General features: G+C 72.4%; 18 protein-coding genes. 11 read left to right on the top strand and 7 right to left on the bottom strand.

Going from position 1 to position 15,986, the window contains the following annotated elements; all coding sequences use genetic code 11:
- Nucleotides 1–34 precede the first annotated feature (34 nt).
- Nucleotides 35–796 (bottom strand): SDR family NAD(P)-dependent oxidoreductase, encoded by a 762-nt coding sequence (locus ACQEVM_RS20495; protein WP_433081095.1) that lies wholly within the window; start codon nucleotides 794–796, stop codon nucleotides 35–37.
- A 169-nt stretch (nucleotides 797–965) separates the two neighbouring features.
- On the opposite strand from ACQEVM_RS20495, the gene ACQEVM_RS20500 reads away from it, so the two are divergent.
- Together ACQEVM_RS20500 and ACQEVM_RS20505 are read left to right on the top strand one after the other, a co-directional pair.
- Nucleotides 966–1,664, top strand: a complete 699-nt coding sequence (locus ACQEVM_RS20500) for a class I SAM-dependent methyltransferase (RefSeq protein WP_433081097.1) — start codon at nucleotides 966–968, stop codon at nucleotides 1,662–1,664.
- Between the two features lie 162 nt (nucleotides 1,665–1,826).
- Entirely contained in the window at nucleotides 1,827–2,102 is a 276-nt protein-coding gene (locus tag ACQEVM_RS20505) for a hypothetical protein (RefSeq protein WP_433081099.1), read from the top strand.
- On the opposite strand, the gene ACQEVM_RS20510 is transcribed toward ACQEVM_RS20505, so the two are convergent.
- Nucleotides 2,099–3,454 (bottom strand): uracil-xanthine permease family protein, encoded by a 1,356-nt coding sequence (locus ACQEVM_RS20510; protein WP_433081101.1) that lies wholly within the window; start codon nucleotides 3,452–3,454, stop codon nucleotides 2,099–2,101. The genes ACQEVM_RS20505 and ACQEVM_RS20510 overlap by 4 nt on opposite strands.
- Complete coding sequence (locus ACQEVM_RS20515; RefSeq protein WP_433081103.1) at nucleotides 3,451–4,578, bottom strand: arylsulfotransferase family protein; 1,128 nt, start codon at nucleotides 4,576–4,578, stop codon at nucleotides 3,451–3,453. The genes ACQEVM_RS20510 and ACQEVM_RS20515 overlap by 4 nt, the downstream gene beginning before the upstream one ends.
- A 143-nt stretch (nucleotides 4,579–4,721) precedes the next feature.
- Between ACQEVM_RS20515 and ACQEVM_RS20520 the strand changes: the two genes are divergently transcribed.
- From ACQEVM_RS20520 to ACQEVM_RS20530, 3 genes are all read left to right on the top strand, one after another.
- Nucleotides 4,722–5,288 (top strand): helix-turn-helix domain-containing protein, encoded by a 567-nt coding sequence (locus tag ACQEVM_RS20520; protein ID WP_433081104.1) that lies wholly within the window; start codon nucleotides 4,722–4,724, stop codon nucleotides 5,286–5,288.
- A 48-nt stretch (nucleotides 5,289–5,336) separates the two neighbouring features.
- On the top strand, nucleotides 5,337–5,789 hold the full coding sequence (locus ACQEVM_RS20525; RefSeq protein WP_433081105.1) for a hypothetical protein: 453 nt from the start codon (nucleotides 5,337–5,339) through the stop codon (nucleotides 5,787–5,789).
- Between the two features lie 116 nt (nucleotides 5,790–5,905).
- Nucleotides 5,906–6,526, top strand: coding sequence for an L-threonylcarbamoyladenylate synthase (locus tag ACQEVM_RS20530; protein WP_053682472.1), 621 nt, complete (start codon nucleotides 5,906–5,908; stop codon nucleotides 6,524–6,526).
- A 144-nt stretch (nucleotides 6,527–6,670) separates the two neighbouring features.
- Here ACQEVM_RS20530 and ACQEVM_RS20535 read toward each other — a convergent pair whose 3' ends face one another.
- Nucleotides 6,671–7,090, bottom strand: coding sequence for a nuclear transport factor 2 family protein (locus ACQEVM_RS20535; RefSeq protein WP_053682473.1), 420 nt, complete (start codon nucleotides 7,088–7,090; stop codon nucleotides 6,671–6,673).
- A gap of 99 nt (nucleotides 7,091–7,189) precedes the next feature.
- Between ACQEVM_RS20535 and ACQEVM_RS20540 the strand changes: the two genes are divergently transcribed.
- Nucleotides 7,190–7,759: a PadR family transcriptional regulator gene (locus ACQEVM_RS20540; RefSeq protein ID WP_433081108.1), complete on the top strand. Its 570-nt coding sequence runs from the start codon at nucleotides 7,190–7,192 to the stop codon at nucleotides 7,757–7,759.
- Nucleotides 7,746–8,609, top strand: coding sequence for an SGNH/GDSL hydrolase family protein (locus tag ACQEVM_RS20545; RefSeq protein WP_433081110.1), 864 nt, complete (start codon nucleotides 7,746–7,748; stop codon nucleotides 8,607–8,609). Before ACQEVM_RS20540 ends, ACQEVM_RS20545 begins: the two co-directional genes overlap by 14 nt.
- 45 nt (nucleotides 8,610–8,654) lie before the next feature.
- Here ACQEVM_RS20545 and ACQEVM_RS20550 read toward each other — a convergent pair whose 3' ends face one another.
- A complete protein-coding gene (locus ACQEVM_RS20550) occupies nucleotides 8,655–10,295 on the bottom strand; it encodes an AMP-binding protein (RefSeq protein WP_433081112.1) in 1,641 nt (546 codons plus the stop codon).
- Nucleotides 10,296–10,688: 393 nt separating this feature from the next.
- On the opposite strand from ACQEVM_RS20550, the gene ACQEVM_RS20555 reads away from it, so the two are divergent.
- The 4 genes from ACQEVM_RS20555 (at nucleotide 10,689) to ACQEVM_RS20570 (ending at nucleotide 14,558) form a co-directional block, all read left to right on the top strand.
- Complete coding sequence (locus tag ACQEVM_RS20555; RefSeq protein WP_433081114.1) at nucleotides 10,689–11,060, top strand: hypothetical protein; 372 nt, start codon at nucleotides 10,689–10,691, stop codon at nucleotides 11,058–11,060.
- A gap of 153 nt (nucleotides 11,061–11,213) precedes the next feature.
- A complete protein-coding gene (locus ACQEVM_RS20560) occupies nucleotides 11,214–12,131 on the top strand; it encodes a MurR/RpiR family transcriptional regulator (protein ID WP_433081116.1) in 918 nt (305 codons plus the stop codon).
- A 315-nt stretch (nucleotides 12,132–12,446) separates the two neighbouring features.
- Nucleotides 12,447–12,836, top strand: a complete 390-nt coding sequence (locus tag ACQEVM_RS20565) for a hypothetical protein (RefSeq protein ID WP_433081118.1) — start codon at nucleotides 12,447–12,449, stop codon at nucleotides 12,834–12,836.
- A gap of 750 nt (nucleotides 12,837–13,586) precedes the next feature.
- Entirely contained in the window at nucleotides 13,587–14,558 is a 972-nt protein-coding gene (locus ACQEVM_RS20570) for a thiopeptide-type bacteriocin biosynthesis protein (protein WP_433081120.1), read from the top strand.
- Between the two features lie 21 nt (nucleotides 14,559–14,579).
- Here the strand turns inward: ACQEVM_RS20570 and ACQEVM_RS20575 are convergent, their stop codons facing one another.
- Nucleotides 14,580–15,602 carry a DUF1648 domain-containing protein gene (locus tag ACQEVM_RS20575; protein WP_433081122.1) on the bottom strand — a complete coding sequence of 341 codons (1,023 nt, stop codon included), beginning with the start codon at nucleotides 15,600–15,602 and terminating at the stop codon, nucleotides 14,580–14,582.
- The gene (locus ACQEVM_RS20580) at nucleotides 15,599–15,946 is read right to left on the bottom strand and encodes a GntR family transcriptional regulator (RefSeq protein ID WP_433081124.1); all 348 of its coding nucleotides are present in this window, start codon (nucleotides 15,944–15,946) and stop codon (nucleotides 15,599–15,601) included. Before ACQEVM_RS20580 ends, ACQEVM_RS20575 begins: the two co-directional genes overlap by 4 nt.
- Between the last annotated feature and the right edge of the window lie 40 nt (nucleotides 15,947–15,986).

Genomic DNA, 15,986 nt, shown 5'->3' on the forward strand with positions numbered 1-15,986 from the left:
CGTGCGTCGCGCGTCACGCGTCGCGCGTCGCGCGTCACGTACGGAGGTACGAGGCCCCGTTGACGTCCAGGATCGTGCCGGAGGACCAGGTCGCCTCGGGTGAGGCGAGGTAGAGGACGGCCGAGGCGATCTCGCGCGGTTCGGCGACGCGCCCGAACGGGCTCTGCGCGGCGATCCGTTCGCCTTCAGGGGAGTTCAGCCGGTCGGCGACCCGTTCCGTGGCGACGAAACCGGGCGCCACGGAGGCGACGGCGATGCCGTGGGGTGCGAGGGAGACGGCCAGGGACTGGCCGAGGGCGTGCAAGGCCGCCTTGGTCGCCGCGTAGGCGGGGTGCTCGGGTTCGCCCCGGAAGGCGCCGCGCGAGCCGACGTTCACGATGCGGCCCCCGCGACCCTCGTCGATCATCCGGCGGGCGACGCAGTAGCTGACGTCGGCGGCGCCGAACAGGTTGACGGCGGTCGTCCGCCGCCAGGCCTCCTGCCATTGCGCGTACGGGGTGGTGGCCAGGGGGTGGGGGATCATCACGGCGGCGTTGTTCACCAGGACGTCCACCGCGCCGAGCGCCTCGGCGGCCTCCGAGACGAGTTCCTCGACGCGCACGGGATCGGTGAGGTCGCCGGACACCAGTACGTGGCCGTCTCCGGGCAGTGCCCCGAGGACCTCACGCGCCTCGGACTCCCTGGTGGAGCAGTGCACGGCGACGCGGTCGCCGCGCTCGGCGAACGCGATGGCGATGGCGCGGCCGATGCCTCGGGAGGCGCCGGTGACCAGTACGCCGCGACTCTGCGTGTCCATCACGTGCTCCCTCCGAGCTGTTGTCGATCATGACTTTGAAGCGGGGCTCCCCCGATGTCAACCAGCGGTTTTCCCGTCCCGGCCCGGGGCACGAACCCCACGGCGTCCCGGGCCGACCGGGGGCGCCCACACCACACGGATCCGGTCGACCAGGGAATGAGGGGCTTCGATGAGTGATCGCAAGACCGCGGCGGAGGTATTCGACGAGGTGGGAGCGCGCTACGAGGAGGTGTTCGGGCGGGTGCCCGGCCAGCTCGCGGCGCTGGAGTGGCTCGCCTCCCGGCTGTCCCCGGGCGCACGGGTGTTGGACGTGGGCAGCGGTACCGGCCGCCCCACCGCCGAGACCCTGGAGCGAGCGGGCTGCACGGTGACCGGCATCGACGTGTCGGCGGAAATGGTCGGGCTGGCGCGGGCCCGGGTGCCGTCGGCCCGGTTCGAGCAGGCGGACGTGCGGACGTACACGGCGCCCGAGGGCGGCTTCGACGCGGTGTGCGCGTTCTTCCCGCTGCTGGTGATGGACCGGCGGGAGGTGGTGGCGTCGTTGGAGCGGATGCTGTCGTGGGTGGCGCCCGGCGGGTACTTCGTCATGGCGACCGTGCCGGGGGACATCCGCGATCTCGACATCGTCTGGATGGGGCACGAGGTCACGGTCAGCAGCCTGTCCGCGACCGAGTACCTGAGCCGGGTGGAGGGCGCCGGGCTGGAGGTGCTCGGCCACCACACGGCGGTGTTCACACCGGATGCCGGGGCCGCCGATTCCCACGGCGTCGCCGATGTGCGCGTCGAGCCGGAGGAGCACTTCTTCTGCCGTGCCCGTCGCCCCGCGTCGGCGCCCTCCCCGACCTCCCCGACCGATCACCCGGTATGACGATCACCTGAACCGCTCTTGCGACCGCGGACTCCTCATCCGCCGCCGAACGGTGCCATCGACCGAGGAGTCCCGTGTGTCGCCAATTGCCCGGATTCGACTGGGTTTACGTTCGACCTGATCCCAGTCCCCCTTGTGAAAGGCGATGTTGTGAAGCAAACGATGCGCAGCCGTGCCCTCGCCGCTCTGACCGTGCTGGCCGCCGCAGGCGCGCTGTCCGCCGTGGCCTCCCCGGCCCTGGCCGCGACCGGCGACGGCGACGTCCACAACGTCTACATCATCGGCAGCACCAACGTGCAGTACGCGCAGGACGACAACTTCAACGCGGGCCGCGACAACACCGTCGGCTCCAACGACGGCACCGCCCCGCCGGCCGCCGTCGGCGCCGCGTCCGCCATGTCGCTGATGGACGCGTCGAACTGGGCCGACACCTTCTAGTCGGACCGGACCTCGGTCGACTGTTCCGGCATCGTGTCCGACTCGCGGACGCGGCGCCGGAACAGCGCGTGGAGCAGTACGGCGGTGAGGGTGCCCGCCACCACCGCGCTGCCGAGGATCGTGCGGGCCCAGCCGGGGAAGCCCTGGTAGACGTCGGGGGCGACGACCGGGAGCAGTCCGACGGTGAGGGCGAGCGCGATCACCGTGGAGTGGGTCTTCTCCCCCGGGTTCGCGCGCGTCAGCATGTCGACCCCCATCACGGCGATGATCCCGTAGATGACGAGCGCGGACCCTCCGACGACCGGGGCCGGTATGCCGGCCAGTAGTCGGGTGAGGGGAGCGAGCAGTCCCACGACCACGAGCAGCACGCCGGCCCCGGCCGTGACGTGGCGGCTGCGCACCCCGGTGATCCGGCCGATCCCGATGTTCTCGGCGCTGGTCACCATCAGCGAGGTGCCGAAGAGCCCGCCGAGTACGGAGACCAGCGCGTCGGCCCTGGCCACGCGCGGCACATCGCGTCCGGGATCGGACTCGTTGCCCACGGTCTCGCTGTTCAGGACGGTCTGTCCGGTGATCTCGGCGAGCGTGGTGAGACTGAAGATCAACAGTGGCAGCGCGGCGAGCACGTTGAACTGCGGTGCTCCGTAAGGGAGAAGGTGCGGGAGCGCCAGTCCGGTGCCGGCTGCGGGCGCGAAGGCGCCCAGCCCGGTCGTGGCGGCGATCAGGGTGCCGGCGCCCATGCCGAGCAGGACCGCCGTCTGCCTCCACACACCGCGCAGCAGGAACAGCAGCAGCACCGTCACGCAGATGGTGACGGCGGCCGTCAGGACCGCCGACGGAGCCGCGTACCCGGCGGCTGTGCGCGGACCCGTGATCAGCTGGGCGGCGACCCGGATCATGGCGATGCCGATCAGCAGCACGGCCGTACCCATGACCAGGGGCGGGAAGAAGCGCACGATCCTGGCGTAGAACGGCAGGACCGCGAACAGCAGGGCCGCCGCGAGGAGGACGGATCCGGTCGCCGTGGCGGGGCCGTGGTCCTTGGCGATCTGGATGAAGAGCGCGGTGGCCGCGCCGCCGGGCAGCATGACGAACGGCAGCCGGGCGCCGATGCCCCGCACGCCGAGCGACTGGAGCAGCGCGCCGACGCCGCACAGCACGAGGGTGGCGCTGAGCAGGGACGCGGTGCTGTCGGCGTCGAGCCCGAGGGCCTGCCCGGTGAGGAACGTCGTGGACACGGGTGCGGCGACCATGGCCAGTACGTGCTGCGCGGAGAGTGGGGCGAGCCGGGCCAGGGGCAGCCGCTCGTCGACCGGCCGCACCGGGCCGGACGTGGCGTCGGCGGTGGTCACGAGCCGGCCTCCGCCTTCAGCCAGGGCAGTTCCCGCGCGGTGTACCGGTACGCGCGGAAGACCGCGTTGTGTTCGGCCGGGAAGAGACCGCGCACCTCGGATTCCCGGTAGCCGCCGAAGTACGGGTTGACGTACTCCCAGCACAGGTAGCCCTCGGGGGTCACCTCGAAGAGCCGGCCGGCGGGCGAGTCCGTGACGAGGGTGTTGCCCCCGGCGAGGCGCTGGGCGCTGCCCATGAACGGGGCGAAGAACGACTCGCGGGCGGGATCGTGGTACTCCCAGACGATCTTTCCGGAGGAGCGGTCGATCTCGATGACGCGGGAGTGGGGGACGTCCGATCCGGGTCGGAAGACGCCGTTGTCGAAGACGAGGATGTTGCCGTTGTCGAGTTCGGTGGGGGCGTGCTGCTGCGAGACCGTTCCGGGTTCGGTGCGCCAGAGGATCGCGCCGGTCTCCCGGCTGATGACGACGACGGCCGAGACGCTGCGCAGGCTCGCCAGGACGTTTCCGTCGGCGAGCGGGACCACGCTGTTGATCAGGGGCCAGTGTTCGCGCGAGTAGTCGGGGTGCAGCGCGTACTCCTCGCGGTCGAGGTGTTCGGCCGCGCTCCAGGACCAGCGGACGGAGCCGTCCGCGTCGACCTCCTTGATCGTGTCGGCCCAGACCGTGCCGTCCGGCTCGGAGCCCGGTACGCCGCCGCGCACGGCGGTGGCGTCGGCGCCCCGCAGGGGTTCGAGGGCCGTGTAGAGGACGCGGCCCTCGCCGAGGTGGTGGGCGTCGTGGTGCTGGAGCGGGTCGCGGTGCTCGCGCAGGATCGAGCCGTCGGGGGCTGCTTCGAGCATCACGCCGCCCCGGTACTTGTGCCACATGGGAAAGAGTGCGCTCTGGTCGGGCAGCACTCCGCTGTAGGCCAGGTTCCCGTTGGCGAGGACGCGGGCGTGGCGACCGGGCCGGTAGGGGAGCTTCCACTCGTGGGCGACCTCGCCGTGCGGGTCGATCAGGTACACCTCGCCCGTCCCGGTGAGTGGGGCGAAGAGCGTGTAACCCCCTTCAGAGGCGGAGGGGTCGAGGGCGATCAGGCCGGTGCCGCGGCGGCGGCGCAGGTTCTGGTCGATCGGGGACATGCGATCCTCCTGTGAAACTTTCTTTGATCAGATCAATCGACTTAGAAGCTAGCGGTGGAGTGTTGCGGCACTGTGAAGGCAGTGCGAAGCCCGCGACCGATTGCGGGAGGATGATCCACACAGCGGAGGAAGCGAGGAACCACGTGACGGACGAACCGCCCGCCCCCCTGATCGGGGCGGGCATCCGCAGACGGCGCAGGGCGCTGGACCTCACCCTCGCGGAAGTGGCGCGTCGCAGCGGGCTGTCCTCACCGTTCCTCAGTCAGATCGAGAACGACCGGGCCCGCCCCAGCATGCGTTCGCTGCAACTCATCGCCGACGCGCTGGGGACCACGGCCGTCCAACTGCTGACGGCGGCCGAGGCCCCTCGGCGCGTGGACGTCGTGCGCGCCGACGCCGACGCCGGACTCGATCCGACGGCGCGGGTGCGTCCGTTGGTCCGCGGCCAACAGCAGATGCACGCATTGGAGTTCACCGGGGACCACGACGCGGACCGCGCGTTCCGGCACCGCAACGACGAGTTGATGTACGTCGCCGACGGAACCGTCGAGGTCGAGGCCGAGGGACGCACCCACCACCTGGGCCGGGGCGACACCCTCTACCTCACGGGCGGTGTGCCGCACCGCTGGCGGGCGCTGGAGGAGGGCACCCGCGTCCTGCTCGTCGCGGTGGCGGACCACATCGAGACGACCGTGGACCCGCGCGCCTGACCGGTCTCGAACGGCCCTCGGTGCCGGGGCCGGGCGTGGGGCCGGCCGATGGCCCCGGCTCGTGATCGAGCGCGGGAAGACCGCTGCGGCCGTCGGCGCGAGGGCCGGCGACGGACGAGCGCGAGGGCCCTCGACGTCCGGCTGCTGGGGGCGGTGCTCACGGGCGCCGCCGTCCCGCGGTACCGGGGCGACGCGGGCGTCTGGCCTCCGGTGCCCGTGCCGCTGTTGTCCGCGGGGGCGCCGGCCATCGCGTCGGCGGTGAGCCGCCGGCGGCCCGGGGCGGCCGTGTTCCTCGCCAACGCGTTCTGCGCACTCGGCCTGTTCGACCCGGGCACGCCGGCGAACGCGTACCTGCTCGCGCCGGCCGGTGCTGTCCGGGATGCCGGGCTGTCCGGGCCTACGTACCCGGTGGAGGCGGCGCTCGTGGCCCGGGATACCGGCAGGGTCAGGCGTCCGGCCGACCAGGCCCACGTACCGCCACTGCCGGGTCGGGGCGGGTGACCCGGTCGCCTGACGCCCGGCCCGGACGGACGCGCAGGGCGAACCGGGCGACCTCGGCCCGTGCGGACGCGGGTCCCGAACCGGAGGGGAGCGTCCGGGTCGCGTAGTCTCGGTGAATGGCGAAGTACTTCGACGTGCACCCCGAGAATCCGCAGCAACGCTCCATCGGCAACATCGCCGACATGATCCGCTCCGGCTCCCTCATCGCGTATCCGACCGACTCCTGCTACGCGCTGGGATGTCAGTTGGGCAATCGCGACGGCCTCGACCGGATCCGGTCGATCCGCCGACTGGACGACCGGCATCACTTCACCCTCGTCTGCCAGAACTTCGCGCAGCTGGGGCAGTTCGTCCACATCGACAACGACGTCTTCCGCGCGATCAAGGCCTCCACCCCCGGCAGCTACACCTTCATCCTGCCGGCGACGAAGGAGGTGCCGCGCCAGTTGCTCCACCCCAAGAAGAAGACCGTCGGCGTCCGCATCCCCGACCACGCGGTCACCCAGGCCCTGCTCGCCGACCTGGGCGAGCCGCTGCTGTCCAGCACCCTGCTCCTGCCGGACGAGCCCGAGCCGATGACCCAGGGCTGGGAGATCAAGGAGCGCCTCGACCACGTGCTGGACATCGTGGTCGACTCCGGTGACTGCGGGACCAGGCCGACCACCGTCATCGACTTCTCGGGCGGCGAGGCCGAGATCGTGCGCCACGGGGCGGGCGACACGGCCCGTTTCGAGTAGCCCCGACGACAGTGCCCGGGGCCCGGCGCGGGGCGGGCGGCGTCGGGCCCACGCCTCGCCCCCGCCCGTGGACGCCGGGCCCGGGCCCGCGCGGCCCGCACCGCCGACGCCCGCTGCCGGTGACGTGCCCGGCCGTCGAGGCGCTCAGCCGTCGACGAGGCCGTCGGCGACCAGTCCCACCAACACCGCCTCGCCCAACGCCTGCACCGCGGTCTGCGGGCGCACCATCACCGTGATCTCCCTGATCCGCTCCTCCCCGTCCAGGTGCAGCAGGTCCATGCCGTGGATCTGCCTCCCGTTGACGGTGGCCCGGAAGGGAAGCATCACCGCCGGGGCCGGCTCGCCGTCCACGCCGGTCTCCGCCGCACCGTCGAGCCGCCCGATGTAGCGGATGTCCTCGAACGTGCGCAGCAGGACGCCGAAGAGGCCCATCACCATCGCCTTGCCCTCGAACGGGCCGAACTTCACCGGGCTGTAGAGCCGGACGTCCTCGGTGAGCAGGTCGTCGATCGCGCCGAGGTCACGGTTGTCGACGGCGGCGCGGAATCGGTCCGCAGTGCTCATGTCTCCCCCTTGCTACTCATGAATGCGATTACTCATATTCTTGACTATCATGGATGTCGGGTCGCTGAACAGGGGTGGCCGGGCGAGGAGGGTGATCGGGTGGCTCTGCGGCACGCCGTACTGGCGGCACTGCTCGACGAGGAGTTGAGCGGGTACCAGTTGGCCAAGGCGTTCGACATGGGAGTGGCGAACTTCTGGCACGCGCTGCCCCAGCAGCTCTACGCCGAGCTGACCAGGTTGGAGGAGGCGGGCCTCGTCGAGGGCCGGGAGGTGCTCCAGGACACCCGTCCGAACAAGCGGCTCTTTCGGGTCACCGACGCGGGGGCGGCCGAGCTGGAGCGGTTCGCCCGGACTCCCGGCAAACCGTCCTTCATCCGGGACGACCTGCTCGTCAAGGTGCAGGCCGCCGATCACCTCGACGCCGAGGTGCTGATCGAGCGGCTCTCCGAGCGTTCGACCTGGGCACGGACCAGGATCGAGCTGTTCGAGGCGCTGTTGGCCAAGATGCGGGGCGCCTGGGACGAGGAGGAGTTCCTTCGCCGCGGCGCGCGGATCGGCCCCTACCTGACCTGCCTGCGCGGCCTGGCCTTCGAACGGGCCAACCTGGACTGGTACCAGCGGACGATCACCGTCGTGCGAGAGAGGCGGGCCGACCGTGCCGAACGATGAGTACCTGCGGTACGTGGCGCTGGGCGACAGTCAGACGGAGGGTGTGGGCGACGGCGACGACCTCACCGGACTGCGCGGGTGGGCCGACCGGCTCGCCGAGACCCTGGCCCCGCACCACCCGGGCCTGCTGTACGCGAATCTGGCCGTCCGGGGCCGCCTCGCCGGGCAGGTCCGCGACGAGCAACTGGCTCCCGCCCTCGCGCTGCGGCCCGATCTGGCCACCGTCGTCGCCGGGGTCAACGACCTGCTGCGCCCGCGCTTCGACGCAGACGAGGTCGCCGACCGGGTGGAGTCGATGTTCGCCGCGCTCACCGCACAGGGAGCCCGCGTCGCCACGGTCACCTTCCCGGACGTGGCCACGCTGATCCCGATCGCCCGCCCCGTGGGCGCACGAGTCACCGCCCTCAACGACCGGATCCGGTCGGCGGCGCGGCGGCACGGGGTGGTCGTCGCGGAGACCGCCGCACACCCCGTGGTCGGCGACCCGCGGATGTGGAGCGCGGACCGGCTGCACGCCAGCCCGCTGGGACACGCCCGGATCGCCGCGGCCGTCGCCCACGCGCTCGCCTCGCCGGGAGCGGACGACTCCTGGACGCACCCCTTGCCCGACCCCCGGCCGGCCGGGCCGGTCGGTTGGCGGCAGGCGACCGGTGAGCTGCGCTGGGCCGCGTCCTTCCTCGGCCCCTGGACCGCCCGCCGGCTGCGCGGCCGCTCGTCGGGCGACGGCCGCACCGCGAAACGCCCGGAACTCACGCCCGTGTTCGCCGACCGGGCGAACGGGCTCGCGGGCGGTCGCGCGGACAGGGGTGCGGACGGCCTCGCGGACGGTCGGGCGCCGGAACACCGCTGACGCCCCGCGGGGACGGGCCCGCGGGCCCGCCCGTCGACCGGATCGCTACGCCCGGGCGTCCGGCGGCGGGGCCAGCAGGTGCACGGCCATCTCCCTCATCTCGATCTTCCGGATCTTCCCGGTGACCGTCATGGGGAACTCCTCCACCACGTGGACGTAGCGCGGGATCTTGAACCGGGCCAGCCGGCCGTCACAGTACGCGCGGACGGCGTCGGCGGTGAGCGGCTCGGCGCCCTCGCGCATCCGCACCCAGGCCATCAGCTCCTCGCCGTACTTCGGGTCGGGCACCCCGATGACCTGGACGTCCAGGATGTCCGGGTGGGCGTGGAGGAACTCCTCGATCTCCCGGGGGTAGAGGTTCTCGCCGCCCCGGATCACCATGTCCTTGATCCGGCCCGTGATGGCCAGGTAGCCGTCGTCGTCCATAACGGCGAGGTCGCCCGTGTGCATCCAGCCCGCCCCGTCGACGACCTCGGCGGTCCGGTCCGGCTGTGCCCAGTAGCCGAGCATCACCGAGTAGCCGCGGGTGCACAGCTCCCCCTGCTCCCCGCGCGGCACGGTCCGGCCGCCGTCGGGGTCGACCACCTTGACCTCCAGGTGCGGGCCGACCCGGCCCACGGTGGACACCCGGTGCTCGACGGAGTCGTCCACGCGGGTCTGGGTGGAGACCGGGGAGGTCTCGGTCATCCCGTAGCAGATCGACACCTCTGCCATGCCCATCCGGTCGATGACCTCCTTCATGACCTCGGCCGGGCAGGGCGAACCCGCCATGATCCCGGTCCGCAGACTGGAGAGGTCGTAGGAGTCGAAGTCGGGGTGGGTCAGTTCGGCGATGAACATGGTGGGGACGCCGTACAGGGAGGTGCACGACTCCGCCTCGACCGCGGCGAGGGTCGCGCCGGGGTCGAAGGACGGCGCGGGGATGATCATCGCGGCTCCGTGGCTGGTGCAGGCCAGGGCCCCCATCACCATCCCGAAACAGTGGTAGAACGGCACCGGGATGCAGACCCGGTCCAGCTCGGTGTAGTGGCAGGTCTCGCCCACGAAGAAGCCGTTGTTCAGGATGTTGCGGTGCGAGAGCGTCGCCCCCTTGGGGAAACCGGTGGTCCCCGAGGTGTACTGGATGTTGACCGCATCGTCAGGGCTCAACTCGGCCTGTGCGCGCACGAGTTCGGCGGGGTCGGCCTGACGTCCGCGCTCCAGCAGGGAGGTCCACCGCGGGCCGTCCAACAGGACCACGAACTCCAGGTCGGGGCAGCGCGGCCGGACTTCCTCGATCATCCCGGCGTAGTCGGAGGCCTTGAAGCGTTCGGCCGCGACCAGCATGCGGATCCCGGACTGTCCGAGCACGTACTCCAACTCGTGTGCGCGGTAGGCCGGGTTGACGGTGACGAGGACGGCTCCGATCGTGGCCGTGGCGTACTGCACCAGGGTCCACTCGGCCCGGTTCGGGGCCCAGATCCCGACCCGGTCGCCCTTGACGATGCCCTGGTCGAGGAGGCCCAGCGCGAGGGCGTCGACATCGGCGGCCAGTTCGGCGTACGTCCATCTGCGGCCGGCGGCCATGTCGACGAGGGCGTCACGTTCGGGGAAGGACCGCACGGCGCGGTCCAGGTTCTCCCTGATCGTGTCGTCCAGCAAGGGCACTTCGGTGGACCCGGACGCGTGGCTCGGCACGACGGACACACATTCCCCCTGGAGTCGAGGCGGGCGCGGACCCGGCGGCCCGGCGCCCCTTCATGATCCCCGCCGGTCCGACCGAAGGCCACCCCCCGACGCGCCCCGGAACGCCGTGGCACGTCACCGAATGGCCGGTTCGCCGGACGGGAGGTTCCATCGAGGGGTGAGCCCCGCACGCATCGACGTAGCCGGCCGACGCGGACGACCCCGGTCGGCGTGGCACACGGACGGGCGGGAGCCCGCGAACCTGCGCCCGTACCGTCCTGCCGTGCGACGCCGTCCTGATCACCTCGGGACCGTGCTGCTCCAACTCGTCGACGAGTCGACGAGGGGAAGGTCGGCCTCGACGACCCGGTCTCGCCCCGGCTGCCGGACCTCCCGCACTCCGAGGAGACCACCTTGTGCGACCTGGCACGCTCCGCACGCGCGATCGGGGCGGGAGAGCTGATCTCCCCGAGCGGTCTGCGGACCCAGCTGAAACCCGGGGCGGTGGGGCTCGGCACGGCGACGGGTTCCTGCCCCGCCTCGGTGTGCTTCGCCCAGAAGCCGGACCGGCATTTCGGGCTCGGGGTGATCGTGCAGAACGGCTGGGTGACGCAGACCCCCTCGTTCGCCGGGTACACGGCGATCCGGGCCTACCTCCCGGCGGAACGGCTGTCCATCGCGGTCGCCACGACCATCGGCCCGAACGCGCCCGAGGGGAACACCGCCCTGACCGTCGCCGAGCGGATCGCGACCGCCCTGGCCCCCGCGCACCCCCTGGAGCAGTGACCGCGCGGAAGTGACCGCCGGGTACGGTCCACGTCAGGGCGACGGCGCGCCACCATGGAACCGCGGGGCCCATCCGTCGGCGGACCACCGACCGGTCCACCACCATGAGTGAGCTATGTTTGATCAAGAGTGACATGAGAAGGAGGCCCGCCGGTGTCATCGGGGCAGCAGGCACGCGCACAGGCGGCCGCGATCACGCCGAGCGGACAGCCCTCGGACCACGAGCGCGTCCCCGGTGAGCGGGTGCGCGCGCTCTTCGACGGGCGCCGGCTCTCCCCCGGCCAGCGACGGATCGCCCAGTACCTGATCGACCACCTGACCGAGGCCGCGTTCCTGTCGATCACCGAACTGGCGGAACGCGTCGGCGTCAGTCAACCGTCCGTGACCCGTTTCGCGACCTCCCTGGGGTACAGCGGCTATCCGGCACTGCGGGACATCCTCCAGCCGATCGCGCTGAGCGCGGTCGCCGGCTTCCCCGAGAGCCGCGAGCAGATAAGGCACAACGAGCTGCAGGCCGCCGTGGACGCGGAGATCGAGAACCTGGAGAACGTGCGACGCCTGCTCGCCGACACCGATCAGGTGCTGACCATCGGCCGCGATCTGGCCCTCTCGGTCCCGCTGACGGTCCTCGGCCTGCGGATCTCGGTTTCGCTGGCGGAGTACTTCGCGTACGCGGCCCGGCGGATCCACCCCGACGTCCGGCTGGTGACCGGCGGCGGCAGCGTCGCCTACGACGCGCTGCTCCAGTCCCGGGCCGCCGGCGGGACGTGGGTGCTGGCCTTCGCGATGCCCCGGCACGCCAAGGAGACCCTCGCCGCGATGCGAGCGGCCCGCAGTGCCGGACTGCGCATCGCGCTGATCACCGATCCGACGCTGGGGCCCCTGGTGGACGAGGCCGACGTGGCGCTGACCGCCGCCACCGGCTCACGGCTCGTTTTCGACTCGTACGCGGCGCCGAACGTCCTGTCCGCAGCGCTGTTGCAGGCCATGGCGGACGCCGACCCCGAGCGGACACAGGCCCGTCTCGAAGGGTACGAGCAGGTCGCCGACCTGCACGGATTCTTTCTCTAGTCGCACTCCGGAACCATTGCCCCCGGGGCGCCCGCATACCCTCGGGGCGCATGTAATTTTTCATACGCTTGCTTACTCAACGGTATATATGTTTACTGAGGCGCGGCCGGGATCCACCAGATGCCAAGGAGGGCGTCCCCACGCCGTCCCAGAACGAACACTCAGCCGCGCGCGCTGCCTCCTCAGTCCGCTTCCGAGTGTTCGATCCGGGCTTTCGGATCCCGAAGACCGCCATGGCGGCCTCGATCAACCCCTGGGTCGAGGCCGCCCAGCAACCTCTCGATCAGAGTTCGACACCACTCGGAAGCGACGAGAATGCCTCAACTGGCCTCCACCGCCCTCAGCCCGGACTGGCCCTGTCAGGTCAAGGCCCCCGGGAGCCACGACTGGGAACGCACCGCGACGCGCTGGCTGCGCGACCTGCTCCCGGCCCGGTACGCGGGCTACTCGACGCTGACACGGCATCCGGTGCTCCTCACCCGGCACGCCCAGCTCCAGCTCCAGCACGAGATGCGCGCGGTGCGCGTGGCGCTCGAGACGAGTCGCGCCGAACTGCCCGCGATGGGCGTGGCGGAGTCCGTCATCGAGAACACGATCCGGATGTACGCCGTCGAGCTCGAACAGTTGGGCCGCCTCGCCCGCAGTGTCCGCCTCATCACCGACGCCCTCGTCGTGAGCGGCGGCGCGGGATCGCGCAGGCGATAGCCGTCGACAGGCGCGCGTTCCGGCGGCTCCGAGCGGCTCCGGAACCCCCCGGATCCGCCTGAGGGCCGGCCTGGCGCCCCGTGCGGGCGAGCCCGCCGGCCGCGCCCGAACGCGAGCGAGCCGTCCCGAGGGCCGGGTGTCCCGCGGTGGACCGCACCACGGCCGGGATCGCCACGTGATCACGGCCGTGGTGGACGAACCGGGACCGCGCCAATCGTGCGTCCGCCCAGGCCGGCCGCGCGCCTGACGGACCCCGTCGTGACCGACGCCGACGGGCCCGGCGCGCACGCGCCGGTGAAGGGCACCTCCACGTGTGCCGGTCGGGTCGCACGGGCCGTCCCGGCCGCCGCCGTGGGGCGCGGCCGACGCCCTCGGCACCGGCGCCGACGTCCCCCGTCGGCATCGGCCCGCCCCACGGCGCGCGCACCCGCCCGCTCACGCCGCCCCCTCCCCGTGAGTCCGTGCGGGCGCGGGGCCGCTTCGCGGGCGCGGGGCCCTTCGGCCGCATCGGCCCCACCGGCTCCCTGGATCCGCGCCGGAGTGTGACTGACTTCCGGACACCGCCCTCTCGGCCGTGCCCCGGCATGCGGTTACGGTGGTGATCACGCCGTTCGACGCACCCGACGGCGCGATCCGTCCCCCACCGGATCGACCCCACCGGATCGACCTCCACCCGAGCCCCCACCCGTGCGCCTCCCCCCTGACGAACTCCTGCCCCGCCCCCGCCCCTTCTTCCCCAGAGGAGCCGAAGTGACCGAGGCAATCGACGCGACCGGCGGACGCTGGTTCAGCCTGCACCTCTTCCCCCGCTTCGCCCGCACGACCGGTGAGGACACCGACGCCTTCCTCGTCGAGGATCTCGCCCCGCTCCTGGACGGGCTGATCTCCGACCGCAGGGCGACCTCGTGGTTCTACCTCCGCCACGTCGACGCGGACGGCCCCCACCTGCGCGTCCGGGTGCGCGACCTCACCCCGGCCGGGACGGCGGCGCTGCACGCCGAGACGGCGCTCCTCGTGAAGGAACGGCTCGGCGAGGGAGCGGAGATCCACGAGGCGCCGTACGTCCCCGACACCGAGCGCTTCGGCGGTCCGACCGCCCTGCCCGTGACGGAGGACGTCTTCGCACTGTCCACCCGGGTGGCCCTGGACGGGCTCGCGCGCACCGGACGCGGCGGCGAGCGCCTCGCCCTGGCGGGTGACCTCGCGCAGGCCACGGCGGCGGCACTCGGGATGGACCGCTACGAGGCTGCACGGTGGCTGCGGTGGCAGACGACCGGGTGGCGTTGGTCCGAGGACGTCCTGCACGCCCCGGCCCCCGTGCCCTCCCCGCGCGTCGACCCGGGCGGCGGACCCGGTCGCGAGGAGCTGATGCGGCGCGCCGACGCCGTCCGGCACGGGGTGGCGAACGGCGTCGGGGTCGGGCCGGTGGCCCGTTGGGCGGCGGGGCTGAGGAAGGCAGACGCCCGCCTGGAGGAGGCGGCCGGGCGTGCGGCGGCGGACGACGGCGCGGACGGTTCGGCCGTGTGGGCGGCGGGCCGCGTCTCGGTGCGGACCGCCGTTCGCGCCTCGCTCTGGGCCTCGCACCTGCATCTGCTGTTCAACCGTCTCGGGGTGACCCCCGACGAACAACGGGCCGTGTGTCGGCTCGCCTCCCACGCGCTGACGGACACCTGGGAGCGGGCGCCGCACCCCGAAGGGCGCCCTGCCACCGATGCCCGGTAGGGCGCCGGACGGTCGAGCCGGTCAGGTGGGTACGCGGGACGAGTTCAGGAGGGCGGCGCCCCGGCCGGCGTCGTCGACGCTGACCGCGAAGTCCTTGCCGCGGGCCCGGATGACGAGGCACTCGCCGCCCCGCAGCATCACCGTCGTGCCCAGCCCACTGAGCCGGTACCCCCATCCGCCCACCTGGGCGGGGGTGCGTCGTTCGACGCGGGCCGATTCGACGTCGCCGGCGGCCCAGCGTCTCGTCGGCCACCCCAGCGGACCGAAGCCGACCTCCAGGCCCCTTTCGGTGACCCGGGCCCGCACGGTGGAGAAGGCCGTCATCACCATGGACACGAGGGCGAACGGCGCGATCAGCGGCCACGGGGCGCCCACCAGTCCCGCCGCACCGGCCAGCGCACCCGCGACGGCCACCAGGCCACCGGCGGCGGCGAGGAGTTGGAACCAGGGGTTCGTCACCCGCGAGAGCCAGACGAAACGTTCCCCCTCGGGGATCTCCAGAGCGGGGCCCCCGGGTGTCACCGGCACGGGCGGCGCCGTGGCCGTCGCGCGACGGTCGAGCAGCACCCCGACGAGGGCCGCCGTCACGACTCCTGCGATCACGACGCCGAACCAGAGCGTCGCGGCCCGCGCCTGATGCCAGTCCGACCGGTCCAGGTTGGCCCGCACGATCACCGCCTGGCCCCCGATCAGGCCCACCCCCACCGAGAGCAGTGCCGCTCCGGCCCATCCCCGTACCCCCGCTCCCCGGCGGGCGGCGAGCGCCACGGCCGACACGAGCAAGGCCCAGGCCACCGCCGGTAACGCGGTCGCCGCCCACAGCGGAAGGGAACCGTCGGGCGACCCGCCGGCGCCCCAGTGCGTGGCGAGCCGGTCCGGCAGTCGCCCCCGGGCGGCCTGCGGCATCACCACCAGCAGGAGCCCGACGCCCGAGGCCCAGGCGGCGACGCCCCAGGAGATGGCCGTGCCGCGGCCGGGGCGGGTGGTGCCTGCCGCGCGGTCCTCGTGGCCTTCGCGGTCCGTGTGGTCCTTGTGGTCTTTCACGAGACCTCCCTGATCATCCGGGTGAGTTCGGCCTTGCCGTACCCCAACCGCGCTGCCTCCAGCACGAGTTCACGGACCCGCTCCACCAACGCGGAACGTTGGTCCGCGCCGGCGGCCACGGTCACCCCGCGGCCTCGCCGGAACTCCAGCACCCCTTCGTCTCGCAGGGAGCGCAGGCCGCGCAGGACGGTGTTCGCGTTGACCCCGAGGGCTTGCGCGAGTTCACGCGCCGGCGGGAGCCGATCGCCCGGGGCGCACTCGCCCTCGGCTACGGCCCGCCGGATCGCGCCCGCCACCTGTTCGTGCAGGGGGCGACGGTCGGAGATGTTCAGCCTCAGCAACATGGTGCCAATGAAAGTAGCTTCATATGGTCCATCAGTCGAG

The sequence above is a fragment of the Streptomyces sp. CA-243310 genome (assembly GCF_050936775.1).
GTDB lineage: Bacteria > Actinomycetota > Actinomycetes > Streptomycetales > Streptomycetaceae > Streptomyces.